This window comes from Serratia sp. (in: enterobacteria), from assembly GCF_052400455.1.
GTDB lineage: Bacteria > Pseudomonadota > Gammaproteobacteria > Enterobacterales > Enterobacteriaceae > Serratia > Serratia ureilytica.
Map to the genome: position 1 here is coordinate 976,202 of NZ_CP185812.1, position 24,398 is coordinate 1,000,599.

The window sequence follows — 24,398 nt, forward strand, 5'->3', positions numbered from 1 at the left end:
AACCCATGAGCCTGCAAATTCGTTTGGCGCAGCAGCGGGATATCGCGCATCTGATGGCGGTTGAACGCTCGGCGGCGCAGCTGTTTCGCCAGCAGCCGGCGTGGCGCTTTATCGCCGAAGGCGAGGTGATGAGCCTGCAACAGCACGCCGCGTTTATCGCCGAACGCCGTGAATGGCTGGCCGAAAGCGACAACGGCGAGTGCGCCGGTTTTATCGCCGTGCAGGCTCAGGGGAAAGACTGGCATATCGCCGAATTGTCGGTCGCCGGTGCCTGGCAACGGCAGGGCGTCGGCCGCCGCCTGATAGGGGCGGTGGCGGAAGAAGCCAAACGCCAGGGCGCCGCTCGCCTGACGCTCACCACCTTCATTGACGTGCCGTGGAATGCGCCTTATTACCGGCGGCTGGGGTTCCGGCCGCTCGACGACGCGCGGCTCACGGCCGCCTTGCGGCGGCATCTGGATGAGGATCTGGCGCACGGCTTTGCCGCTGGCAGTCGCTGTGCCATGGAATTTACACTATCGTAAATATTGAAATACAGAGCGGGCGGGGTATGATGCTGCCACCACGCCATCGCACCCGCTCGGTATTTTGGTATGCAATGCACTCAAGTCACCGCATAAGGGACAACCCGTAATGACACAAACCCTGTTCATGATAGGCGCTCGCGGAGCCGGCAAGACCACGGTAGGCAGCGCATTGGCGCTGGCGTTGGGCTATCAGTTCGTCGATACCGATCTGTTTATGCAGCAGGCGGCGCAGATGAGCGTGGCGGAAATGGTCGAGCGCGAGGGCTGGCTGGGGTTTCGTCGCCGCGAGACCATCGCGTTGCAAACCGTGACCAAACCGTCAACTATAGTTGCCACCGGCGGCGGGGCGATCCTGGCGGAGGAAAACCGCCAGTTTATGCGCCAGCATGGCACCGTTATCTACCTGCGCGCGCCGGCCAGCGTGTTGGCGCAGCGGTTGGAAGAGTACCCGGAAGATGCGCAGCGCCCGACGCTCACCGGCAGGCCGATCGCCGAAGAGATGCTCGAGGTGCTGGCCGCGCGTGAAGCGCTGTATCAGGATGCCGCGCATTACGTGATGGACGGCGCCGCCGATCCTCAGCGGGTGGTGGAACAAATCCTCGCGGTGCTGCCGCGCGAGACGGTGAAATAACCTTTTCTTCTCTTCGGGCGCTGGGCGCCCGTTTTCTTATTCCCTTTGCCGAGCGGCCGCAAAGTACGCGCCGGGCGTGACGCCGAAGCGGCGGCGAAAGGCGGCGATGTAGGCGCTGACGTTGTCATAGCCGCAGGCGTCGGCCACCTCGCTGACCGCTTCGCCGCGTGATAATCCCTCCAGTGAACGCAATACCCGCGCCTGTTGGCGCCACAGCGCGAAGCTGATGCCGGTTTCCTGCAGAAAGCGGCGGCTCAGGGTGCGTGGGCTGAGCCCGGCCCAGGCGGCCCAGTCGCGCTGGCTGTGCAGGCTGGCGGGATCGTTCAGCAGCGCCCGGGCGATGTTCAGCAACCGGGCGTCCTGCGGCAGCGGCAATTGCAACGGCGCGCGGCTTGCCGTGTGCATTTCATCCAGCAGCACCTGCAGCAGCCGCCGTTGCGGCGCGCTCATCGGGCCGGCGGAGAACTGCGCGATGCGTTCCACCAGGGCCTGCAACAGCGCTGAGGCGGTGAACAGCTGCGGCTGCGGCGGCATCTCCGGCGCGCTTTCCACCGGCAGATACAGACTCCAGCCCGCCACATCGCCACAGGCCAGCGCCTGATGGGGGCACCCCGGCGGCAGCCAGCCCAGCGCACCGCCGGTGATCGCCCATTGCCGGCCAGGCAGTTCCAGCGCCAGCATGCCGCGCGTCAAGAGATAGATCTGGCCGCCGTCGTGCCGGTGCCAGGGTGTCAGGTGCTTTCTTTCATGCTGAAGGCGTTGGCTGCGGATCTGCGTCATATTGGCCGTTTAACGTTATTTAAAGTCTTGATGCGGTTATTATGCCATCGCCTGGCCGGGATAGGATCGCCATTCCCCCCATTTCGGAGAAACGTGATGACTCAACTTACCCCGCTGAACCTGGTGCTCGATACGCTGCAGCAGGTGGTCGCCAGCCCGGAGCATCGGCCGACGCAGCTCGCCGCCCGTTTCAGCGCAGGCTACCGCCAGCAGGTGGATGGCAAGGTGCTGAACTTCGAGCAGTTTGAGCAACATATGGCGCTGCTGAAACGGCAAACCCGCCGCATGACGCTGAAGGTGCTCGCGGCGGCGGCGCAGGATGAGTCGGTGCTGACCCACCATCTGGTCGAGGTAGAAAAGCGTGACGGCACCTGCAGCCGCGTGCGGGTGCTGGCGCACTTCACCGTGCGTGAAGGCCGCATTTGCGCCTGCGACGAACTGACCGAGCTGTTGACGGGCGCCCCCGGCGATCGCGATCTCGGCTCGCGCGTGCCGGAATGAGGGCGGCTGCTATACTTGCTACTGTGTGAAACACACGGGAGAACGGCATGCGCGAAAATGATCAACCTGCTTATCCACGGAGCGCCCGCGTCGTAGAGGTGTTTCGAGGCGACCCGAACCTGCATCTGCGCCGTTTTGAGGTGCGCACCGACGACATTGAGCCGAATACGTTGCTCAGTGAACATGAAACCGAGCAGGAAGCGCTCGACGCCAAGCACCGCTATGAGGACGAGGCGTTAGAGCATTGACCTGCAGCCCAGCGGAAACCGGCGTCAGGCCGGTTTCCTGTTTATGGTTTGGAAATCGACGCCCTTGCTCTCTTTCCCGCGCGGATCGCACCGCTTGTCCCGCCAGACGCTGCGCACCGACTCTATTATGCTGTCCGCCCATTTGCCGGTAAGCGTCCCGGCCGCAGTTTGCTCTGCGCCGCGATCGCATTTCGCGTGAAAAACCAGTGACAGATCAACCGCAATCCCCCAATATGGATTTTCCATACAAGATGATGACGCGGGTGCCAGTCTATGCTGAAAGTGAATGAGTATTTTGCCGGAAAAGTGAAGTCTATCGGTTTTGACAGTAGCAGCATCGGTCTTACCAGCGTGGGTGTGATGGAAGAGGGCGAATACACCTTCTCCACCGCGCAGCCGGAAGAAATGACGGTGATCACCGGGGCGCTGAAAGTGCTGCTGCCGGGCGCGCCGGACTGGCAGGTGTTTACGCCGGGCGAGAAATTCTTCGTGCCGGGGCACAGCGAGTTCAACCTGCAGGTGGCCGACGCGACCGCCTATCTGTGCCGCTACCTGAGCAAATAAGGTTGCTCGTTAGGGGAACGCAGGGCTCAGCGAATGCTGGGCCCTGGTCGTTTCTGAGGCGGGATTAACGCTGGGCTTCGCCGCCGAGCGCTTCGATGGTGTTTTTGATCAACGCCGCTAGCTCGCTGGTCATCAGGATAAAGTCGGCGTCAAAGCGCTGGGCGAAGTCGTCGCGATCGATGTCGTCGTTCTGCTCGCGCAGCGTGTCGGCAAACTTCAGACGTTTTAATGAACCGTCGTCCGACAGCATCAGCTGAATGCGCTCCTGCCAATCCACCGCCAGCTTGGTCACCAGTTTGCCGGCTTCGATGTGCACCGCGATTTCGTCGCTGATCAGATTCTGTTTTTTGCAGCGGATCACGCCGCCTTCTTCCAGAATCGCTTTCAATTCCGCTTCATCCTGAATGGCGAAGCCGGCCGGCATCTCGCCGGAACGCACCCATTCGGTCAGCGTCAGTTCGATCGGGCTTTCCATCGTCAGCGGCACCACCGGCAGCGAACCGAGGCTTTTGCGCAGCAGCGCCAGCGTATCTTCGGCGCGTTTGGCGCTGGCGGCATCGACCATGATCAGATCGTTGACGGTGTCGATCCACATGAAAGTCTGGTTGAAGCGGCTGAATGCGCGCGGCAGCAGGCTGTGCAGCACTTCATCCTTCAACGCGTCCTTCTCGGTTTTCTTCAGTTTGCGGTGTTGTTCCGCCTCCAGGCGCTCAATCTTGGCCTGCAGCTCTTGCTTGATGACCGGCGACGGCAGGATTTTCTCTTCCTTGCGCGCGCAGATGACGATTTGGCCGTTGACCGCGTGCGTCAATGCATCGCTGTGCGAACCCATCGGGGAGACCCAGCCGGTCTTCGCCATGTCCTGGCTGCCGCACGGCGTGAAGGCGAACGCGCTGAGTTGTTTTTCCATTTCATCCGCGTTTAGCGCCACTTCGCGGCTCAAACGGTAAACCATCAAATTCTTAAACCACAGCATAATGTTATCCCAGGCTGGGCGTGCGTTCGGCACGCTGATTCGTCAAAAGCAGGGCGGCATGATAACGAATTGACGCTGAAAAATCGCCCCATTCTCTCTGAATTGCGTCGCTTTACGCAGCGAGAAAGGACGCGACGGAGGGTGGGAAACAGGTGATTCATTTGCGCGCTTACATTAGGCTGTGGCAACGCTGCGCGGCATCGAGGAGAAAAATACGTGCGCATTGGCATCGATTTGGGTGGAACGAAAATTGAAGTGATTGCGTTGGCGGACGACGGGCGGGAGCTGTTTCGCCATCGTATCGCCACGCCGCGCCATGACTACCGGCAAACTCTGGCGGCGATCGCCGGGCTGGTGAAACTGGCCGAGGATCATACCGGCGAACGGGGATCGGTCGGGATCGGCATTCCCGGCACGCTGTCGCCGTTTACCGGGCGGGTGAAAAACGCCAACTCGGTGTGGCTCAACGGCCAACCGCTGGACGAGGATCTGTCTGCGCTGCTGACGCGAGAGGTGCGCATCGCCAACGATGCCAACTGTCTGGCGGTGTCGGAAGCCACCGACGGCGCCGGCGCCGGCGCGAAAACCGTGTTTGCGGTCATCATCGGCACCGGCTGCGGCGCCGGCGTGGCGCTGAACGGCCAGGCGCATGCCGGCGGCAACGGCATCGCCGGTGAATGGGGGCACAATCCGCTGCCGTGGCAGGATGACGATGAGCTGCGCTACGCCCGCGAAGTGCCGTGTTACTGCGGCAAGCCGGGTTGCATCGAAACCTTTGTTTCCGGCACCGGTTTCGCCACCGACTATGTGCGCCTGAGCGGCAATGCGCTGCAAGGGCATGAGATCATGGCGCTGAGCGAGCGGGGCGATGCGTTGGCGGAGCAGGCGATTGGCCGCTACGAAATGCGGCTGGCGAAATCGCTGGCGCACGTGATCAACATGCTGGATCCGGATGTGGTGGTGCTCGGCGGCGGCATGAGCAACGTGGATCGTCTGTATCGCACGGTGCCGCAACTGGTGAAAGGCTGGGTGTTCGGCGGCGAGTGTGAAACGCCGATCCGCAAGGCCGTTCACGGCGACTCCAGCGGCGTGCGCGGTGCGGCCTGGCTGTGGCCGCAACAGCAGCGCTAAGCGTTGCAATAAAGCGCGAGGCTGCTCGCGCTTTAAACCCTTCACTGTACAAAAACTGGACGGCGCTTTATGCTTTAGCTAACTTAGCTAAGGAGGACGCGTATGCCGATTCAGGCCAATATGCACGAAGCCAAATCCAATCTGAGCCAGTTGGCGGACAGAGCCGCGGAGGGAGAAACCGTGATTATTGCAAAAGCAGGGAAGCCGTACGTACAGCTGGTCGCCATCAAGGGGGAAGCGCGCCGCCCTGGCGCCGCCAAGGGCAGGTTCACCGTGCCGGCGGATTTCAACGCCGGGGATGCGGCCATTGCGGCGTTGTTTGAGGGCGATGAATGAAGCGCCTGTTGCTGGATACCCACGCGCTGCTGTGGTGGCTGATCGACGACGCCTGCCTGGGCGTGAACGCCAAAAGGCAGATCGCCGATCCGGGCAATGCGGTGTACGTCAGCGCGGCCAGCATTTGGGAGATCTCGATCAAGCAGGCGCTGGGCAAACTGGCGCTGCCGGAAGACATCTTTGCGATCATCGAGGCCGAGGATTTTCTGTCGTTGCCGATGGACGCCTTTCACTGCCAACAGGCCGGGCAGCTGCCGCCCCATCATCAAGATCCTTTTGATCGCATGCTGATCGCCCAGGCGCAGGCCGAGGGGCTGACGCTGATCTCCGCCGACGCGGTGTTTCCGCAGTACGGCGTGCGGGTGGCGGACGCCCGCCGTTAAGCCGGCTTTTCCTCGCTTTCGCTGCGCACCCGTTCGATATGAATGGTCAGAAACATCATCTCTTCCGTGGTGAGCTGATGCTGATAGTGTTTTTCGATGTGGCGGTTGATCTTACCGGCGCAGGCGAATGACTCGCGGTACTTCTCTTTCACCACCTGATACAGCGAATCATCGTCGCTGTCGACGTAGTTTTTCCCCAGCAGCCGTTGGGCGAAAAATTTCAAGTGGGTCACGAACCGGTGGTAGCTCAGGGATTCCTCGTTGTAATCAAAGCGGAAATGGTACTTGACCAGGTTGAGGATCTCTTGCATCACGCGGGTAATGTGCAGCGTGTTGTGCATCTCGTCGTTAAGCTGGGCGTTGACCAGGTGTAGGGCGATAAATCCGGCTTCGTCCTCCGGCAACGCGGTATCCAGCCGCTGTGCGATCAGGGCCAGCGCCTCCAGCCCGACGGCGAATTCGGCCGGATAGAGTTTTTTAATCTCCCACAGCAGCGCATTTTTGATATCCAGCCCTTGCGCATGGCGCTGCAGGGCGAAGTGGATGTGATCGGTCAGCGTGATGTAGACGATGTTATGCAACTTGCCCGGCAGGCGTTCGCGGGCGAGGGTGATGATTCTGTCGGCGGTGGTGACGCAGGCCAATGGGATCTCGGCGAGCAGCTCTTTATAGCGCTCGGCGATTTCTCCGCCGTTATGGGTGAAGACCTTTTCGATCAGGCTTTCGTCCAGCGTATCGCCGGGCTTCTTTTTAAAGCCGATTCCTTTTCCCATCACCACCGTCTCTGCCTGACGGTCGTCCAGCGTAATCACCACGTTATTATTGAGTATTTTAGCGATTTTCATGGTTTTTCCCGGTGTTTCAGCATCCTGAAAACGAAAAAACCTGACGCCCGGAAGCGATCCCGGGCGTCAGGTTTTGCCTGTATTTTATCTTTCTGCCCTGCGGCCTGAGCGGCGGAGGGGATACAGTAACAATCCTGTTATGCTGGCATAATAACCCGTGCCCGCCGCGGCTCAACGCTTTTCACCGCGGAGTGCCGCCGCGGTCACACTTCTGCGCCGCGAGCCGCGGGATCATTCCAGCCTGAAGTGCGCTTCCAGCCGGCTGACGCCGAGCCCGTTGGCCTTTTTCACCTTGATCTGCACCGGAATGCGTTCTTTCATCGCCTCGACGTGGCTGATCACGCCGATGGTTTTGCCGGAGGCGTTCAGGCTGTCCAGCGCATCCAGCGCGGTGTCGAGGGTTTCGGCGTCCAGCGTGCCGAAGCCTTCGTCGAGGAACAGCGAGTCGATGCTGGTTTTATGGCTGACCAGATCGGACAACGCCAGCGCCAACGCCAGGCTGACCAGGAAGCTCTCGCCGCCGGACAGGGTGCGGGTATCGCGCAGCGCGTCCGCCTGCCAGGTGTCCACCACCTGCAGCTCCAGCGCATCGCTGGTCTTGCGCTGCAGCAGGTAGCGCCCGTGCAGCCGGCCGAGCTGCCGGTTGGCCAGATAGACCAGATGATCGAGCGTCAACCCCTGAGCGAAGCGGCGGAACTTGTCGCCTTCTTTCGAGCCTATCAGCTGGTTGAGGTAGCTCCAGTCGTCGTAGTCTTGCTGGCTGCGGGCGATTTGCTCGAACAGCGCCTGCTGATTGAGGCGACGAGCGGCATCGCTTTCCAGCTGATTGCGCAGTTCGCCCTGACGCAGCTGCAACGTTTTCAACTGCTGTGCCAGCTCGGCCAGCGATTGGGTGAGCGCATCGATATCCGCATTGGCCTCATCCAGCCCTTCAGGACGGTGCTGCCGATGCTGCTCCAGCGTTTGCGTCGCCTGTGTCAGCAGGGCGGCGGCCTCCACCTGTCGCTGTTGCAGCCGCTCTTTGCGCTGCTGCAATTCGCGACGCAGGGTGTCGTCCAGCAGCGCGGCGGCGAAGGCGGTTTCATCGGCGAACTCGCTGTCGGCCAGCGCCTGCTGCCACTGCTGCTGCGCCTGCTGCAGCCGCTCCTGCATCTGGGTGAGCTGTTGTTGCAGCCCGGCCTGCTGGCCGGCCAGGCGTTCGCGCAGTTCCTGCGCCTTTTGCCACTGCTCGGCGGCCTGAACGCTGGCCTGTTCGCAGGCGATTTGTTTGGCGCGCAGCTGTTCGCGCACCTGAGCCACCTGCTGTTCGCCGAACAGCGCCAGCCGCTGCGCACGTCGTTCAGCGAGGGTTTTCTCGCCTTCTTGCCAGCGTTGTTGCAGCTCTTGCTGCTGTTGCAGGCTGTCGGCGTGGGCTTTCTGCAGCAGCGTAAAGCGTTCTTCGAGCAACGCCAGTTGTTGCTGCGTCTGCTGCTGCTGCGTTTGCAGAGCGATGAGCGCGTCTTTCGCCTGCTGTACCGCCTGCGCCGCCTGTTCATGCTGCTGCAGCGCCTGTTGCCCGCGCCGTTCTTCGTCGTCGCAGCCGTTCAGCCAGGCGCTGAGTTGCTCGCCATCCGCCAGCGTAAAGTCGAACGCCAGCGGTGCGCTGAGCTGCCGCCACTGCTGCTGTTGGGCAGCCAGCTGCTGTTCATCCTGCGCGATGGTTTGCTGTTGGCGCTGCAACTGCTGTTGCAGGTTGTCGTAACGGGCTCGCAGCTCGACGCCTTGTTTTTGCAATGCTTCGGTCTGGACTTTCATTTGCTCCAGACGTTGCGCAGTTTCTGACAGTTTTACCTCTTGGTATTGCTCTACCGCCGGGTGCTCGCATGAGCCGCACAGCGGGCAGGGGGCGCCGGGTTGCAAACGGGCGCGCTCGGCCTCCAGACCCACGATCCGTTGTTCCAGCGCATAGGTTTTTTCAACATCGGCCTGGTGTGCTTTCTGCTGCTTAAATTGCTGACGGATGAGTTCTAGCTGTGGCTCCAACTGGGTCAGTTCATGTTGACCGATGTTTAGCTCTTGCCGCTGCTGTTCCAGCCGTTTAACGATTTGCTGCGACAAAGAGGATAGAGTAAATAGCTGCTGACGCGTTGGGCGCAGATCCGCCAGGGCGCTCAGGCGCTGGCGCAGCGGGGCCAGCGGCGTTTTTGCCTCCAGCGCCTGCTGCTGTTGCTGTTGAGCGGCCAGCGCTTCACTCAGCGCATTCAACTGCTGCTGAAACTGTGCGGCCTGCGTCGTCAGCTGGCTGCGCTGAGCGGTGAGCTGCTCCAGCGTAGTTTGCTGCTGGGCGCACTGCTGCGCTGCGGCATCGCCGGCCTGTCGCCGCTCGGCCTGGGTCGATAGCAGTTGGGCTATCTGGTGATCGAGCGGGGCGACCTGTTCGTCAATCAGCTGTTGCTGTTGCCGCATATGCTCGGCATGGGTTTGCTGCGCCTGGCGGGTTTTCTCCACCGCCTGCTGCAGCGGGGTCAACTGCGCTGACTGCTGTTCCTGCTGTTGCGCCAACAGAGCCGCTTGCTGCTGTATCGTCTGCAGCTCGGCGCGGCAGCGATCGCGTTCACCGCGCAGCGGCCGCAATTTCTCGGCCGGCTCGCTGAGCGCCAGCCGCTGCAGCTGTGGGGCGGCCTCTGTCTGCTCGCGCTGGGCGGTGTCCAGCCGCAATTGCCCCTCGTTTTGCTGTTGCCGGAGGCGTTGCCATTGTTGCAGCCAGCTCAGCGCCTGTTGCTGCCGCTGGGTTTGCTCGCCGAGGGCGCTTTCCTGCGTGCTCAGCGCCGCCAGCTGTTCGGTCAGAGACTGGCGCTGCTCGTCGTTCAGCAGTTCGATGCCGCTGGCGCGTTGGTGCAACGCATCCAGGTCAGTTTTGGCTTGCTTGTGCGACTCGAACACCTGCTCGGACAGCCGCCCATAGATTTCGGTGCCGGTCAGCTCTTCCAACAGCTCGGCGCGATCGTTGGCGTCGGCGTTGAGGAAGGCGGCGAACTGCCCCTGAGACAGCATCATCGATTTGGTGAAGCGGCCGAAGTCCAGCCCGGTGATGGCGGCGGTAAGTTCCAGCTTGTCGCGCACTTTGTCCGCCAGGATCTTGCCGTCCTCGCGGCGCGCCAGTTCGACCTTCGGCGCCTGCAGGTTGCCGTCCGGCGCATTTTTGGCGCGGCGCTGGCTCCAGAAGGCGCGATAGCCGACGCCCTTGACCTCAAACTCGACCTCCGCCAGCGACTCGGCGGTGTGGCGGGTCATCAGCTCATTCTGGCTCGGCGTGACGTTGAGGCGCGGCGTTTGGTGATACAGCGCCAGACAAATGGCGTCCAGCAGGGTGGTTTTGCCCGCGCCGGTCGGGCCGGTAATGGCGAACAGGCCGTTGCTGGCGAAAGGCTCGGCGGTGAAGTCAATTTTCCATTCGCCCTGCAGCGAGTTGAGGTTTTTTAACCGCAGGCTGAGGATCTTCATGAATTTGTCTCCTCGGCGTTGTGCTGCACCGCCTCGACCACCTGGCGGAACATCTGGCGCATCCGCTGTTGGCGCGTTTCGGGCATCTCAGCCTCCTGCGCCAGCCTGCGTTCGAACACCTCGTTGACGCTCAGCTCGTTCAGCGTTTCCTTATCCTGCTGCGCAATCGCCTGGCGGCGCTGCTCTTTGCTGCGCCGCAGCAGCACCACTTCCACTGGCAGCTCATCCGCCAGCAGCTGGATGCGGCGCTGGATGTCGCTGAGGTAGTCCTGCGTCGCCACTTCGATATCCAGCCACACCGGCCGCTCGCCGGCATAGTCGGCAAATTGCCGCAGCTGCCGTTCGATCTCGGCCAGATCGCCTTTGATCAGCTGCATGGGCTGGAACTGCGGGATCGTTAATGCGTCAACCCGCTGCAGGGCGCCGTCGGCGAAATCCACCAGGAAGACGCTTTTGGCTTTGCCCAGCTCATCGAAGCTGAGCGGGATCGGCGAGCCGCTATAGCGAATATGCTCCGATTTGGCGACGTTCTGCGCGCGGTGAATGTGGCCCAGCGCGATATAGTCGGCGGGCGGGAAGGCCTGCGCCGGGAAGGCGTCGAGGGTGCCGATATAGATGTCGCGCACCGAGTCGGAGGTGGTGACGCCGACGGTGGTCAGGTGGCCGGTGGCGACGATCGGCAGCGGCAAGCCCAGCTGGTCGCGGCGCTCGCAGGCCGCCTGATACAGCGTCTGATAATGTTCGGCGATGGCTTCCTGCAGCGCCTGCTGTTTCTGCGCGCCGGATTCGCCGGCGCGGCTGGTGAGCAGATCGCGCGGCCGCAGGAACGGAATGGCGCACAGCACCGCGCCCGGCTGGCCGTCGCGCCGGTTCAGCACCACGATTTGCTGTTCCGGGGCGCCCTGCGCGCTGGCGATCACCGTGGTGTTCAGGCAGGAGAGCAGCTCCCGCGATTCGTTCAGCGTCGCCACCGAGTCGTGGTTGCCGCCCAGCACCACCAACTGGCAGCCGGTGCGCTGCAGTTCCACCACGAAGCGGTTGTACAGCTCGCGGGCATAGCTGGGCGGTGAGCCGGTATCGAACAGATCCCCGGCGACGATCAGCGCATCCACCTGTTGCTGTTCGATCTGTTCGATCAGCCAGTTCAGAAAAGCCTGGTGCTCGGCGGCGCGGCTTTTGGTGAAAAAGTACTGGCCAAGGTGCCAGTCAGAGGTGTGGATCAGGCGCATGACACTCCCGGATGCAAAGATAATGGCGATGATTATAAAGGCCGCGACGGCGGCTGTCCCGGCGCAATGATGATGACAAGCGGATGATTTTTCTTTACTGCAGGAAATAATCGCTATGCTTACAGCCTATAACAGCCGGTTTTTTTCATAAAAGTGTCACAAAACTGACGCATAATGGCGCCCGAAAAGTCGCTAACACATTGGCAGGATTGACGATGGCAAGACGCATACTGGTGGTGGAAGACGAAGCGCCGATCCGTGAGATGGTGTGCTTTGTGTTGGAACAAAATGGTTACCAACCGTTGGAAGCCGAGGATTATGACAGCGCCGTGACGCGTCTGTCTGAGCCGTTCCCTGATTTGGTGTTGCTTGACTGGATGTTGCCCGGGGGTTCCGGCATTCAGTTTATCAAACATATGAAGCGCGAAGCGCTGACCCGCGATATCCCGGTGATGATGTTGACCGCGCGCGGCGAAGAAGAAGACCGGGTACGCGGCCTGGAAGTGGGGGCGGATGATTACATCACCAAGCCGTTCTCGCCCAAGGAGCTGGTGGCGCGCATCAAGGCAGTCATGCGCCGCATTTCACCGATGGCGGTGGAAGAGGTGATTGAAATGCAAGGGCTGAGCCTGGACCCGTCCTCCCACCGCGTGATGGCGAACGATCAGGCGCTGGACATGGGGCCGACCGAGTTCAAGCTGCTGCACTTCTTTATGACCCACCCGGAGCGGGTTTATAGCCGTGAGCAGTTGCTTAATCACGTCTGGGGCACTAACGTTTATGTGGAAGACCGTACCGTTGACGTGCATATCCGTCGGCTCCGCAAGGCGTTAGAAACCAGTGGGCATGATAAAATGGTTCAAACCGTTCGGGGCACCGGCTACCGGTTCTCAACGCGCTACTGATCGCGCCGCGCTGGAGAATATGCCGTGTTAGAACGTCTGTCGTGGAAGAGGCTGGCTCTGGAGCTGGCTCTTTTTTGTTTGCCCGCCTTACTGCTGGGGCTGATTTTCGGTTATCTGCCCTGGTTCCTGCTGGCCTCCGCGCTGGCTGCGCTGGTGTGGAATTTCTACAACCAGCTCAAACTCTCCCATTGGCTGTGGATCGACCGCAGCATGACGCCGCCGCCCGGCCGCTGGAGCTGGGAGCCGCTGTTTTATGGCCTGTATCAGATGCAGCAGCGCAACCGCCGCCGCCGGCGCGAGCTGGCGCTGCTTATCAAGCGTTTTCGCAGCGGAGCCGAATCGCTGCCTGACGCGGTGGTGATGACCACCGTCGAGGGCAACATCTTCTGGTGCAACGGGCTGGCGCAGCATCTGCTCGGCTTCCGCTGGCCGGAAGACAACGGCCAGCACATCCTTAACCTGCTGCGTTATCCGGAATTCAGCCACTATCTGCAACAGCAGGAGTTTTCGCGTCCGCTGACGCTGCAGTTGAACAACGAACACTACGTCGAATTCCGCGTGATGCCGTATTCCGAAGGGCAGTTGCTGATGGTGGCGCGCGACGTCACCCAGATGCGCCAGCTGGAGGGCGCGCGGCGCAACTTCTTCGCCAACGTCAGCCATGAGCTGCGCACGCCGCTGACGGTGCTGCAGGGCTACCTGGAGATGATGGGCGACGAAGAGCAGGGCGGTTCGCTGCGCAGCAAGGCGCTCAGCACCATGCAAGAGCAGACCCGCCGGATGGACGGGCTGGTCAAGCAACTGCTGACGCTGTCGCGCATCGAGGCGGCGCCCAATGTCGACATGAACGAGCGGGTGGATATCCCGCTGATGCTGCGGGTGTTGCAGCGCGAGGCGCAATCGCTGAGCGGCGGCAATCATGAGATCACCTTCCGGGTGAACGAACAGCTCAACGTGTTCGGCAATGAAGACCAGTTGCGCAGCGCGGTGTCTAACCTGGTGTACAACGCGGTCAACCACACGCCGAAGGGCACCCATATCGAAGTGAGCTGGCAACAGACGGCGCATGGCGCGCAGTTCCAGGTCAGCGACAACGGGCCGGGCATCGCCGCCGAACACCTTCCGCGCCTGACCGAGCGTTTTTACCGCGTCGACAAGGCCCGCTCGCGCCAGACCGGCGGCAGCGGGCTGGGGCTGGCGATCGTCAAGCACGCGCTCAGCCATCACGACGCGCGGCTGGAGATCCTCAGCGAACCGGGGATCGGCACCCGCTTTATCTTTACCTTGCCCAATCGGTTGATTGTTCCCGCCGCTTTATCAGAGAATGCGGTGAAAAATTAACGCGAGACACCGGTATGACCCGAATAACCCGAGGGCTGTTGCTTTGCCTGGCGCTGCTGGCCGGACGCGGCGCGCTGGCGCAGCCTGACGGCATGTTGGCGGGCAACCTGTCCAGCGTCGGTTCCGACACGCTGGCGAATCTGATGGCGCTGTGGGCGCAGGATTTCAGCCAGCATTATCCCAACGTCAACCTGCAGATCCAGGCCGCCGGCTCCTCGACCGCGCCGACCGCGTTGGCCGCGGGCGCCGCGCAGCTCGGCCCGATGAGCCGGCCGATGAAGGCGGCCGAGATCTCGGCATTCGAACACCGTTACGGCTATGCGCCGCTGGCGGTGCCGGTAGCGGTAGATGCGCTGGTGGTATTGGTGCATCAGGATAATCCGCTGCGCGGCCTCAACCTGCAGCAGCTCGATCGCATTTTCTCCGCCACCCGGCGCTGCGGCGAAAGCCAGCCGCTGACGCGTTGGGGCGAGCTGGGTCTGCGCGGCGACTGGGCGTCGCGTTCGCTGCAGCGCTTTGGCCGCAACTCGGCGTCCGGCACCTATGGCTACTTCAAACTGCGCGCGCTGTGCGGCGGCGATTTTATGCCGCGCGTCAATGAGCTGCCCGGCTCGGCCTCGGTGGTGCAGGCGGTGGCCGGTTCGCTCAACGGCATCGGCTACGCCAGCATTGGCTTTCGCGCCAGCGGCGTGCGGCTGCTGCCATTGGCGGAGTCGGGAGAGGACTATGTCGCGCCTACCGCCGCCAACGTGCGCAACGATCGCTACCCGCTGTCGCGCTATCTGTATATCTACATCAACAAAGCCCCCCATCAACCGCTGGAGCCGCTGACCGCCGCGTTCCTCGATCGCGTGCTGTCGACACCAGGCCAAAGCCTGGTCAACCACGACGGCTATCTGCCGCTGCCGCCGGCCACCCTGCAGAAGACCCGTCAGGCGCTGGGGTTGCCACCGCTCGCGCCGGCCATGGCGCAATAAGCGACAAAAAACGGCGTAATTTTCACCTTTTTTTATGGCGAAACGAAGCTCATACCACGCGAAAATCGGCTTTTTATTGGCGATTTCGAGCGGTAAAGCGATATATGCTTCACGTTTTGTGAATTCATTGTTCAAAAATGATACAAATCATGTAGTGTATATTTATTGATAGCCAATATGATCGACTGGTGGCTAAAGTTTATATGGTCGATAGCTCTGCTTTTCGCCGTGCGTCTTGCCTTGAAGCGCTATAAACGTTTACCTTAGCCTTCGTTGTCGGATTAAACCTCCATTTTTATAACTCCTAAAATTTTGCCCATCTTTATGAGCGGCCACTTTCGAATAGGGACATAAACGCCGGATCGACTGCGTTTAGGGTGCTTATTGGCGCGGCGACGATCGGGCATGCCGGCAACCGGGTGGGGCGTCACGCCACCACGCTATCGGACCCTTTTTTTCATTTGAACAGGCAACACGACATCGTATGAGTCATCGTTTAACGTCAAAAGATATCCTGGCACTGGGCTTTATGACCTTTGCCTTATTCGTCGGGGCCGGGAACATCATCTTCCCGCCGATGGTCGGTTTGCAGTCCGGTGAACACGTCTGGACTGCGGCGCTGGGCTTCCTGATCACCGCCGTGGGCCTGCCGGTCATCACCGTCATCGCGCTGGCGCGCGTCGGCGGCGGCATCGACGCCCTCAGTTCGCCAATCGGCCGCGGCGCCGGCTTGCTGCTGGCGACCGTCTGTTACCTGGCCGTCGGCCCGCTGTTCGCGACGCCGCGTACCGCCACCGTGTCCTTCGAAGTGGGCATCGCCCCGCTGACCGGCGACGGGGCCATGCCGCTGTTCATCTACAGCCTGGTGTACTTCGCGCTGGTGATCGGCATCTCTCTGTATCCGGGTCGCCTGCTCGATACCGTCGGCCATGTGCTGGCGCCGCTGAAGATCGTCGCGCTGGCCGTACTGGGCATCGCCGCGCTGCTGTGGCCTGCCGGTGCGCCGATTCCGGCGACGACGGCTTATCAGAGCGTGCCTTTCTCCTCCGGCTTCGTTAACGGCTATCTGACCATGGATACGCTGGGCGCGCTGGTGTTCGGCATCGTTATCGTCAACGCGGCGCGTTCGCGCGGCGTGAAAGACGCCGGTTTGTTGACCCGCTACACCATTCTGGCCGGTTTGATCGCCGGCGTGGGCCTGACGCTGGTGTACCTGAGCCTGTTCAAACTGGGTTCCGGCAGCGGCGCGCTGGTGCCGGACGCCACCAACGGCGCGGTGATCCTGCACGCTTACGTTCAGAACACCTTTGGCGGCCTCGGCAGCTTCTTCCTGGCGGCGCTGATCTTCATCGCCTGCATGGTGACCGCGGTGGGCCTGACCTGCGCCTGCGCCGAGTTCTTCGCGCAATACCTGCCGTTCTCTTACAAGACGCTGGTGTTTATTCTGGGCCTGTTCTCGATGGTGGTGTCCAACCTCGGCCTGAGCCACCTGATCCAGATCTCCATTCCGGTGCTGACCGCGATTTACCCGCCGTGCATCGTGCTGGTGGTGCTGAGCTTCACCCTGCGTTGGTGGCACAGCGCGCCGCGCATCATCGCGCCGGTGATGCTTGTCAGCCTGTTGTTTGGTATCCTTGACGCGGTGAAAGCGTCCAGCTTCCAGCAGCTGCTGCCGGCCTGGACCACTCACCTGCCGCTGGCGGAGCAGGGGTTGGCATGGTTGCCGCCTTCGCTGCTGATGCTGGCGCTGGTCGCGATTTATGATCGGGTGTGCACGCGTTCCCAAGTGACCGCGCACTGATAATCCCCCGGCTTAATCTAGGGCCACGGACATGTCCGTGGCTTTTTTACGTTTAAAACTATGGGTCATTTTCATGCAACAACAGTCACCCACCACTGTCCCCGACAATAAGCTGAAACGCGGCCTCAGCACGCGTCATATCCGCTTTATGGCGTTGGGGTCTGCCATCGGCACCGGCTTGTTCTACGGCTCGGCGGACGCCATCAAAATGGCCGGCCCGAGCGTGCTGCTGGCTTACCTGATCGGCGGCATCGTGGCCTTCATCATCATGCGCGCACTGGGGGAGATGTCGGTCAACAACCCGCAGGCCAGCTCGTTTTCCCGCTACGCGCAGGACTACCTCGGCCCGATGGCGGGTTACATCACCGGCTGGACCTACTGCTTTGAGATCCTGATCGTCGCCATCGCCGACGTGACCGCCTTCGGCATTTATATGGGGGTCTGGTTCCCGGAAGTGCCGCATTGGATCTGGGTGCTGAGCGTGGTGCTGATCATCGGCGCCATCAACCTGATGAGCGTCAAGGTGTTCGGCGAGCTCGAGTTCTGGTTCTCGTTCTTCAAGGTCGCCACCATCATCATCATGATCGCGGCCGGCATCGGCATCATCATCTGGGGCATCGGCAACGGCGGGCAACCGACCGGCATTCATAACCTGTGGTCGAACGGCGGCTTCTTCAGCAACGGCTTTATCGGCATGATCCTGTCGCTGCAGCTGGTGATGTTCGCTTACGGCGGCATTGAAATCATCGGCATCACCGCCGGCGAAGCCAAGGATCCGAAAAAATCGATTCCGAAAGCCATCAACTCGGTACCGTGGCGCATTCTGGTGTTCTACGTCGGCACGCTGTTCGTCATCATGTCTATCTACCCGTGGAACCAGGTGGGCACCAACGGCAGCCCGTTCGTGCTGACTTTCCAGCATATGGGCATCACCGTGGCGGCGGGCATCCTCAACTTCGTGGTGATTACCGCTTCGCTGTCGGCGATCAACAGCGACGTGTTCGGCGTCGGCCGCATGCTGCACGGCATGGCCGAGCAGGGCCATGCGCCGAAGATGTTCAGCAAGGTGTCGAAACGCGGCATTCCCTGGGTGACGGTGGTGGTGATGATGCTGGCGCTGCTGCTGGCGGTATACCTCAACTACATCATGCCGGAGAGCGTGTTCCTGGTGATCGCCTCCCTGGCGACTTTCGCCACCGTGTGGGTGTGGATCATGATCCTGTTCTCGCAAATCGCCTTCCGCCGCAGCCTGAGCAAAGAGCAGGTGAAGCAGCTGGCGTTCCCGCTGCGCGGCGGGGTGTTCACCTCGGTGGTGGCGATCGTGTTCCTGGTGTTCATCATCGGTCTTATCGGCTACTTCCCGACCACGCGCGTCTCGCTGTACGCCGGCCTGGTCTGGGTGGTGTTGCTGCTGGCGGGGTACTGGTTCAAGGTCAACCGCCAGAAAAAACGCGCGCTGCTGGCGACGCAGCAAGACTAAATGGAAAAACACCGGCTGAGGCCGGTGTTTTTTTAGGGGCAGGCGTCAAGCAAAGTCCAGCTTGCGCAGTTTGGAAACGTCGATGGACTGCCTGGCCTGCCACAGATCGTAAGCATCTTGCATTCCCATCCAGACCTGTTCGGAACTGCCTATTACGATGGACAGGCGGATGGCCATTTCCGGCGAGATATCGGATTTACCGCTGATCAGGCGTTGAACCGTAGACGGCGCGACGTCCAATGCTTTGGCCAGCGCGCGCGCGCTGAGATTCAGCGTTTCCATGGTTTCTTTGATCAACTCGCCAGGATGAGGAGGATTATGCATGCGGTTCATTAGTGATAGTCCTCATAATTCACGATATAAACATCACCCTCGACCAGTTCAAACGTGATGCGCCAGTTACCGGTCACGGTGACGGACCATTGCCCATTGCGAGCGCCCGTTAGCGGATGCAAGAAGAAGCCGGGTAAATCCACGTCATCAATCACTTTCGCTAAATCCAGCACGCTCAGCCGCAGCGCGATTTTTTTCGCCTGTTTGGCGTCGATACCTGCTGTTGAACCGGTTTCGAAAAACTTTTTGAGTCCCTTATGCTTGAAGCTTCTTATCATCCTGATGGCTCCATGAGTGTTGCGCTATACGCATCATAGTAGGGCGTTGCGTATCACGCAACAAATTGGGGCGTTTTTTAATCCACTATGTCTGGCGTTTGTCTTCCGCTTCATCATCCCCGGCGGCGCGGGCTTCGATGCGTATGCCGCCGTCGTTCAGGCGTTCCTCCTCTTCCTCGCCGGCGCAGCGCGCCAGCACTTCGCGAATGTCCTGCAGGTTGCTGCTGAGGGCGCTCAGCGAAGGTTGCAGATTGCGGGGCATGCGGCTTTCATCCAGCAAAGCGTTGTGCAGGCAGCCGATAAACAGCAGGGTGGCCATCAGGGTCAACAGCCGATGACGTATCCGTTTCAGCAAGGGCTTTCCCTCTCGGTGGTGAAGGTGAGGGCGCATTAACGCCGTTTTCGCCGGGGAAAAGAAGGGGATGGAGATATCTGCTGGCAATTGAAAGCGAATAATTACCAGCAGACACAGTTACGTCAGCCGACGTCAGGAAGCGTTCGCGCTTTGTCGCAGCATGCCGCGCATGTCGTTGCCGGTCGGCGTCTGATGCACGCGCAGACCGAACTCGTCGATCACCGCCAGGATATGGTCGAAAATATCCGCCTGAATGCTTTCGTACTCCGCCCAGACCGTGGTGTTGGTGAAGGCGTAGATTTCCAGCGGCAGGCCTTCCGGCGTCGGTGCCAGCTGGCGCACCATCAGGGTCATGTTCTGGTGAATGCGCGGGTGAGCGCGCAGGTAGGCTTCCAGATAGGCGCGCAGCGTGCCGAGGTTGGTCAGGCGGCGGCCGTTGAGCGGCGAGGCCAGATCGACGGCGATCTCCTGGTTGTGCTGGCTCAGCTCCTGGGTCTTAACGTTCAGGTAGCTGTGCAGCAGCGGGTTACGCTGCAGGCGGCGCTGTTCCTCTTCCGACAGGAAGTGCACGCTGCCGGTGTCGATATTCAAACTGCGCTTGATGCGGCGCCCGCCGGATTCCGACATCGAACGCCAGTTTTTGAACGAGTCGGAGATCAGCGCGTAGGTCGGTATGGTGGTGACGGTGTTGTCCCAGTTACGCACTTTGACCGTGGTCAGGCCGATGTCAGTGACCGCGCCGTCGGCGCCGTATTTCGGCATTTCCAGCCAGTCGCCGATCTTCAGCATGTCGTTGGCGGAGAGCTGAATGCCGGCCACCAGCCCGAGGATCGGATCCTTGAACACCAACATCAGGACCGCCGTCATGGCGCCCAGGCCGCTGAGCAGCAACAGCGGCGATTTGCCCATCAGCAGCGAGACGATCATGATGCCGATCAGGATCGCCGCCACCAGTTTCAGGCCCTGGAAAATGCCGCGCAGCGGCAGCTGATTGGAAATCGGGCTTTGGCGCAGCAGCGCCAGCAGCGTATCCAGCAGCGAGAACAGCGACAGCAGGGTGAAGGCGAGTATCCACACCTGTGCGGCGGTAACGATCACCGCCTGAGTCTGGCTGCCGCTCTGCAGCCACAGCGTCGCCTGGATGCTGATGATCACCCCTTGCAGCAGCAGCGCCACGCGCTGGAACAGTTTGTATTGGGTGATGGCCTGTTGCCAGACGCGTTGCGACTGCTGGCCGCGGCGCTGAAGGGCGGCCAACACCACCCGGTGCAGCACCAGGTGGATCACCACCGAGATCAGGACGATCAACCCCAAGACCATCAACAGCGACATCACTCCGCCGAATTCCAACCCAAATTGTTCCAGCCAGCGCGTTATCTGTTGTTGCATTACCGCTCCTTAAAAAATGCGCAAAAAATATCCTGTATGCTCAAAACGCGTTAGCCTAAGGGGTAACGTGCAGGATTTGTGCCTGTTTACCTTTTTTTACATCGAGTTAGCGTTATTTTTCGGTCTCCGCCCCCCGGCTCATCCCTGGGTTTTGCGGTCAGAGAGGAGGGGGAGTTGCACTTAACGTGGCATTGTTCGCTTCTTGAAGAATGCCGTCGATTTCGTTTGGTACAGCAGGAGAACAGTATGCTTAACGCCTGGCATCAACCGGTTCCGCCTTTTGTGGTGAAGCAAGGGCAACATTTGGATATCACGCTGTGGTTACAAGGGGATGAACTGCCGGAACGGGTGTTTTTGCGCGCCGAACCGGACAACGAAGAGTGGCTGCTGGTGATGAAAGCGCAGCGTCACGAGGGGATACGCCGCTACCAGGCCAGCCTGACGCTGAATGAGGGCGAGCCGACGCGGCGATACTGCTTCAAGCTGCTGTGGGCCGATCGCCAGCAGTGGTTCGGGCCGCAGGGCTGGTCGCCAACGCCGCCGGGCCAGCTGGCGCAATTCGCCGTCGACGAGCCTGACAACGGCCCCGAGTGGGTGGCGGATCAGCTGTTCTACCAGATTTTCCCCGATCGCTTCGCCAGCAGCGGCGGCGAGCACGGCATCCAGAGCGGCAGCTACCGCCATCACGCGGCCGGCGCCGAGGTGATCCGGCGCGACTGGCAGCATCCGCTGGAGGACAGCCACGCCGCTTCGACCTTTTACGGCGGCGATCTGGACGGCATCTGCGCCAAACTGCCGTATTTGCAGCAGCTGGGCGTGACGGCGCTGTATCTGAACCCGATTTTTACCGCGCCGAGCGTACATAAGTACGATACCGAGGACTATTACCAGGTCGATCCGCACTTCGGCGGCAACGCGGCGCTGGCGCGTTTGCGAGTGAGCACTCACAAGGTAGGCATGAAACTGGTGCTGGACGGGGTGTTCAACCACACCGGCGACTCGCATCCGTGGTTCGACCGCCATCGCCAAGGGCAAAACGGCGCCTGCCACCATCCCGATTCGCCGTATCGCGGCTGGTTCAACTTCTACCCGGACGGCCGCGCGCTCGACTGGAAGGGTAACGCCAGCCTGCCGAAGCTCAACTTCGCCGAGCCGCAGGTGGCGGAAGCGATCTATCGCGGGGAAGGCAGCGTGGTGCGTCACTGGCTGCGCCCGCCGTACAGCATCGACGGCTGGCGGCTGGACGTGGTGCATATGCTGGGGGAGAACGGCGGCGCTGCCGGCAACCTGCGTCACCTGGCGGGCATCTATCAGGCGGTGAAGCAGGAGAATCCTCAGGCCTACGTAGTGGGCGAGCACTTTGGCGACGCGCGTCGCTGGCTGCACGCCGGCGTGGAGGATGCGGCGATGAACTACATGGGGTTCGCGCTGCCGGTGCGGGCGTTTTTGGCGGGGCTGGACGTGGCCTATCACCCGGTGCGGCTGGACGCCGCCGGATGCGTGCAGTGGATGGACGGCTACCGCGCCGGGTTGCCGCACGGCCGCCAGCTGATCCAGTTCAACCAGCTGGACAGCCACGATACCGCGCGTTTCCTCACGCTGTTGCAGGGGAACGCGGCGCGCATGCAGATGGCGGCGGTGTGGTTGCTGAGCTGGATCGGCGTGCCTTGCCTCTATTACGGCGATGAGATTGGCCTGGACGGCGGCAACGATCCGTTCTGCCGCAAGCCGTTCCCGTGGGACGTCGGCGACTGGGATCGGCCGCTGCTGGCGCTGTTCCAGCGCATGGCGGCGCTGCGTAAACAGAGCCTGGCGCTGCGTCGCGGCGGCTGTCAGGTGCTGTACGCCAGCGGAGAAACGCTGGTGTTCGTGCGCCTGTATCAGCAGGAGCAGGTGCTGGTGGCGCTGCAGCGTGACGGCAGCGGCCAGGCGCAGCTGCCGCACAACCCGCTGTTGGCCCGCGGCCCGTGGCGGCGCGTGGAAGGGCGGGGAGAGTTGAGCGAAACGGCCGGCGGGCTGCGCCTGCAGCTGGCGGAAGAATCGGCCACCGTGTGGCGCTGTGAAGGCTAAGGGAACTGCGGGGGCCGAAGGGCCCCCGCGATTAAGGTGAGTGGGCGTTTACATCAGTAACCGACCGCGGAGCCTGCCGGGCGACGCACGTCGTTGGCGCCGTACAGGTAACCTTCGCGCACTTTGCCGGAAACCGCCGAATCGTTGCCGGAGTTGGCCGGGCTGACGCCCGCCGCGCCAGGCAAACCGACCAGAATCAGTTCGGCGGCGCCCCACGGCGTTTGTTCGACCATCTTATAGCCCATGCCGCTCAGCAGTTTTAGCGTATCGGCGGAAACGCCGCGCTGTTCGTAGTACACCTCATCCGGCAGCCATTGGTGATGGATGCGCGGCGCGTCCACCGCTTCCTGTGGCGCCATGCCGTGGTCGATCACGTTCAACGCGGTCTGCAGGGTGATGGTGATGATGCGCGAACCACCCGGCGAGCCCAGCACCATAAAGATCTTGTTGTCCTTGGTTACCAGCGTCGGGCTCATTGACGATAGTGGGCGCTTACCGGGGGCAATGCTGTTGGCGGTGCCCTGCACCAGCCCGTACAGGTTTTTCTCGCCCACTTTGACCGTAAAATCGTCCATCTCATCGTTGAGGAAGAAGCCGGTGCCCGGTGCGATCACCACGGCGCCGAAGCGGCCGTTGACGGTATAGGTGGTGGAGACCGCGTTGCCGTCATGGTCGACGATCGAATAGTGGGTGGTTTCCGGCTTCTCATGCGGTTCCATGCCGGGCTGCACATTTTCCGACGGCGTGGCCTTGTCCGCGACGATTTTCTTGCGGATCTGCTCGGCGTAGCTCTTGCTCACCAGCCGGTCGATCGGGTTCTTGATGAATTCCGGGTCGCCGAGGTAGGTGTTGCGGTCCATGTAGGCATGGCGCATCGCCTCGGTCATGGTGTGAATGGCCGCTGCCGAGTTGAAGCCCATGCTTTTCAGGTCATAGCCTTCCACCACGTTGAGGATTTCGCACAGCGTCACGCCGCCGGAGCTGGGAGGCGGCGCCGACACGAACTTGTAGCCGCGATAGCTGCAGGTGATCGGTGGGGTTTCGGTGACTTTATAGTTGGCGAAGTCGGCCGCCGTTAAAATGCCGCCGCCCTGTTTGGCCGCCGCCTCTACCGCCTGCGGGATCTTGCCTTTATAGAAGGCGTCGGTTCCCCCTTTGGCGATGGCCTCCAGCGTGTTGGCCAGATCGGTTTGCACCAGTTTATCCCCCGGTTGCAGCGGGCTGCCGTCCGGGCGCAGGAAGATTTTGGCCGATTCGGGATCCTGCTTGAAGCGTGCAACGGTGGTGTCGAGGATATCGGTGTCGGCGCGGGTCAGCACAAAGCCTTCGCGCGCCAGCTTGATCGCCGGTGCCAGCACCTGTTCGCGGCTCAGTTTGCCGTACTTCTCGCGCGCGGTTTCCATCCCCAGCACGGTACCCGGCACGCCCGCCGCCAGATAGCCGTACAGGCTGGCATCTTTCTTCACCTTGCCGTCGGCATCCAGATACATGTTGGCGCTGGCCGCGGCCGGCGCGGTTTCGCGGAAGTTGATGAAGGTATCGGTGCCGTCCGCCAGGTGGACGGTCATAAAGCCGCCGCCGCCGATGTTGCCGCAGCAGGGGTTAACCACCGCCTGCGCATAGCCGACCGCCACGGCGGCGTCGATGGCGTTGCCGCCCATTTTCAGGATATCCACCCCGACCTGCGAGGCCAGATGCTGCGAGGTGACCACCATGCCGTTTTTGGCCTCCACCGCCGGATTGGACGCCGCATGCAGGCTGCCGCTGACCAGCAGCGCCGCCATGGTCAGGGGTTTGCTCCATTTCTGTAAAAACATAGTTATTCCTACCCTGTC

Annotated in this window: 24 protein-coding genes; 14 read left to right on the plus strand and 10 right to left on the minus strand. The window is 61.4% G+C overall.

Annotation, left to right across the window (positions count from 1 at the left end):
- Positions 1-5 precede the first annotated feature (5 nt).
- Both ACORQT_RS04630 and aroL read left to right on the plus strand, forming a co-directional pair.
- Positions 6-524 carry a GNAT family N-acetyltransferase gene (locus ACORQT_RS04630; RefSeq protein WP_164057387.1) on the plus strand — a complete coding sequence of 173 codons (519 nt, stop codon included), beginning with the start codon at positions 6-8 and terminating at the stop codon, positions 522-524.
- Positions 525-633: 109 nt separating this feature from the next.
- Entirely contained in the window at positions 634-1,158 is a 525-nt protein-coding gene (aroL, locus tag ACORQT_RS04635) for a shikimate kinase AroL (RefSeq protein ID WP_033642032.1), read from the plus strand.
- A gap of 36 nt (positions 1,159-1,194) precedes the next feature.
- On the opposite strand, the gene ACORQT_RS04640 is transcribed toward aroL, so the two are convergent.
- Entirely contained in the window at positions 1,195-1,938 is a 744-nt protein-coding gene (locus ACORQT_RS04640; protein ID WP_047572480.1) for a helix-turn-helix domain-containing protein, read from the minus strand.
- Positions 1,939-2,034: 96 nt separating this feature from the next.
- On the opposite strand from ACORQT_RS04640, the gene ACORQT_RS04645 reads away from it, so the two are divergent.
- The 3 genes from ACORQT_RS04645 (at position 2,035) to ppnP (ending at position 3,251) form a co-directional block, all read left to right on the plus strand.
- The gene (locus ACORQT_RS04645) at positions 2,035-2,439 is read left to right on the plus strand and encodes a nuclear transport factor 2 family protein (RefSeq protein ID WP_033651063.1); all 405 of its coding nucleotides are present in this window, start codon (positions 2,035-2,037) and stop codon (positions 2,437-2,439) included.
- A gap of 47 nt (positions 2,440-2,486) precedes the next feature.
- Positions 2,487-2,687, plus strand: coding sequence for a YaiA family protein (locus ACORQT_RS04650; protein ID WP_015376810.1), 201 nt, complete (start codon positions 2,487-2,489; stop codon positions 2,685-2,687).
- Between the two features lie 273 nt (positions 2,688-2,960).
- A complete protein-coding gene (gene ppnP, locus ACORQT_RS04655; RefSeq protein ID WP_004940463.1) occupies positions 2,961-3,251 on the plus strand; it encodes a pyrimidine/purine nucleoside phosphorylase in 291 nt (96 codons plus the stop codon).
- Between the two features lie 64 nt (positions 3,252-3,315).
- Here the strand turns inward: ppnP and rdgC are convergent, their stop codons facing one another.
- Positions 3,316-4,227, minus strand: a complete 912-nt coding sequence (rdgC, locus tag ACORQT_RS04660; RefSeq protein ID WP_004940461.1) for a recombination-associated protein RdgC — start codon at positions 4,225-4,227, stop codon at positions 3,316-3,318.
- A 216-nt stretch (positions 4,228-4,443) separates the two neighbouring features.
- Between rdgC and mak the strand changes: the two genes are divergently transcribed.
- The 3 genes from mak to ACORQT_RS04675 all read left to right on the plus strand — a co-directional run bounded on the left by mak (position 4,444) and on the right by ACORQT_RS04675 (position 6,077).
- On the plus strand, positions 4,444-5,358 hold the full coding sequence (gene mak, locus ACORQT_RS04665; RefSeq protein WP_042783773.1) for a fructokinase: 915 nt from the start codon (positions 4,444-4,446) through the stop codon (positions 5,356-5,358).
- A 102-nt stretch (positions 5,359-5,460) separates the two neighbouring features.
- The gene (locus tag ACORQT_RS04670) at positions 5,461-5,694 is read left to right on the plus strand and encodes a type II toxin-antitoxin system Phd/YefM family antitoxin (RefSeq protein WP_004940455.1); all 234 of its coding nucleotides are present in this window, start codon (positions 5,461-5,463) and stop codon (positions 5,692-5,694) included.
- The gene (locus ACORQT_RS04675; protein WP_033651066.1) at positions 5,691-6,077 is read left to right on the plus strand and encodes a type II toxin-antitoxin system VapC family toxin; all 387 of its coding nucleotides are present in this window, start codon (positions 5,691-5,693) and stop codon (positions 6,075-6,077) included. Before ACORQT_RS04670 ends, ACORQT_RS04675 begins: the two co-directional genes overlap by 4 nt.
- On the opposite strand, the gene licT is transcribed toward ACORQT_RS04675, so the two are convergent.
- From licT to sbcD, 3 genes are all read right to left on the minus strand, one after another.
- Entirely contained in the window at positions 6,074-6,922 is an 849-nt protein-coding gene (gene licT / locus ACORQT_RS04680; protein WP_042783774.1) for a BglG family transcription antiterminator LicT, read from the minus strand. The genes ACORQT_RS04675 and licT overlap by 4 nt on opposite strands.
- 231 nt (positions 6,923-7,153) lie before the next feature.
- Positions 7,154-10,405, minus strand: coding sequence for an exonuclease subunit SbcC (sbcC, locus tag ACORQT_RS04685; protein WP_164057386.1), 3,252 nt, complete (start codon positions 10,403-10,405; stop codon positions 7,154-7,156).
- On the minus strand, positions 10,402-11,634 hold the full coding sequence (gene sbcD, locus ACORQT_RS04690) for an exonuclease subunit SbcD (RefSeq protein ID WP_042783776.1): 1,233 nt from the start codon (positions 11,632-11,634) through the stop codon (positions 10,402-10,404). Before sbcD ends, sbcC begins: the two co-directional genes overlap by 4 nt.
- Positions 11,635-11,849: 215 nt before the next feature.
- Between sbcD and phoB the strand changes: the two genes are divergently transcribed.
- From phoB to proY, 5 genes are all read left to right on the plus strand, one after another.
- Positions 11,850-12,539 carry a phosphate response regulator transcription factor PhoB gene (gene phoB, locus ACORQT_RS04695; RefSeq protein WP_004940438.1) on the plus strand — a complete coding sequence of 230 codons (690 nt, stop codon included), beginning with the start codon at positions 11,850-11,852 and terminating at the stop codon, positions 12,537-12,539.
- A gap of 24 nt (positions 12,540-12,563) precedes the next feature.
- The gene (phoR, locus tag ACORQT_RS04700; RefSeq protein WP_042783777.1) at positions 12,564-13,880 is read left to right on the plus strand and encodes a phosphate regulon sensor histidine kinase PhoR; all 1,317 of its coding nucleotides are present in this window, start codon (positions 12,564-12,566) and stop codon (positions 13,878-13,880) included.
- Between the two features lie 14 nt (positions 13,881-13,894).
- Positions 13,895-14,857: a PstS family phosphate ABC transporter substrate-binding protein gene (locus tag ACORQT_RS04705; protein WP_042783778.1), complete on the plus strand. Its 963-nt coding sequence runs from the start codon at positions 13,895-13,897 to the stop codon at positions 14,855-14,857.
- A 484-nt stretch (positions 14,858-15,341) separates the two neighbouring features.
- The gene (gene brnQ / locus ACORQT_RS04710) at positions 15,342-16,658 is read left to right on the plus strand and encodes a branched-chain amino acid transport system II carrier protein (protein ID WP_021504688.1); all 1,317 of its coding nucleotides are present in this window, start codon (positions 15,342-15,344) and stop codon (positions 16,656-16,658) included.
- A 73-nt stretch (positions 16,659-16,731) separates the two neighbouring features.
- The gene (proY, locus tag ACORQT_RS04715) at positions 16,732-18,138 is read left to right on the plus strand and encodes a proline-specific permease ProY (protein ID WP_033651183.1); all 1,407 of its coding nucleotides are present in this window, start codon (positions 16,732-16,734) and stop codon (positions 18,136-18,138) included.
- Positions 18,139-18,183: 45 nt separating this feature from the next.
- Here proY and ACORQT_RS04720 read toward each other — a convergent pair whose 3' ends face one another.
- The 4 genes from ACORQT_RS04720 to ACORQT_RS04735 all read right to left on the minus strand — a co-directional run bounded on the left by ACORQT_RS04720 (position 18,184) and on the right by ACORQT_RS04735 (position 20,493).
- Positions 18,184-18,471, minus strand: a complete 288-nt coding sequence (locus tag ACORQT_RS04720) for a HigA family addiction module antitoxin (RefSeq protein ID WP_025160069.1) — start codon at positions 18,469-18,471, stop codon at positions 18,184-18,186.
- Positions 18,471-18,749 (minus strand): type II toxin-antitoxin system RelE/ParE family toxin, encoded by a 279-nt coding sequence (locus ACORQT_RS04725; RefSeq protein ID WP_033651073.1) that lies wholly within the window; start codon positions 18,747-18,749, stop codon positions 18,471-18,473. The genes ACORQT_RS04720 and ACORQT_RS04725 overlap by 1 nt, the downstream gene beginning before the upstream one ends.
- A gap of 85 nt (positions 18,750-18,834) precedes the next feature.
- Entirely contained in the window at positions 18,835-19,104 is a 270-nt protein-coding gene (locus ACORQT_RS04730) for a hypothetical protein (protein WP_444859332.1), read from the minus strand.
- Between the two features lie 132 nt (positions 19,105-19,236).
- Positions 19,237-20,493: a mechanosensitive ion channel family protein gene (locus ACORQT_RS04735; protein WP_033651075.1), complete on the minus strand. Its 1,257-nt coding sequence runs from the start codon at positions 20,491-20,493 to the stop codon at positions 19,237-19,239.
- Between the two features lie 246 nt (positions 20,494-20,739).
- On the opposite strand from ACORQT_RS04735, the gene malZ reads away from it, so the two are divergent.
- Positions 20,740-22,563: a maltodextrin glucosidase gene (gene malZ / locus ACORQT_RS04740; protein ID WP_164057385.1), complete on the plus strand. Its 1,824-nt coding sequence runs from the start codon at positions 20,740-20,742 to the stop codon at positions 22,561-22,563.
- A gap of 53 nt (positions 22,564-22,616) precedes the next feature.
- Here the strand turns inward: malZ and ggt are convergent, their stop codons facing one another.
- A complete protein-coding gene (ggt, locus tag ACORQT_RS04745) occupies positions 22,617-24,380 on the minus strand; it encodes a gamma-glutamyltransferase (RefSeq protein WP_072628292.1) in 1,764 nt (587 codons plus the stop codon).
- Positions 24,381-24,398 lie beyond the last annotated feature (18 nt).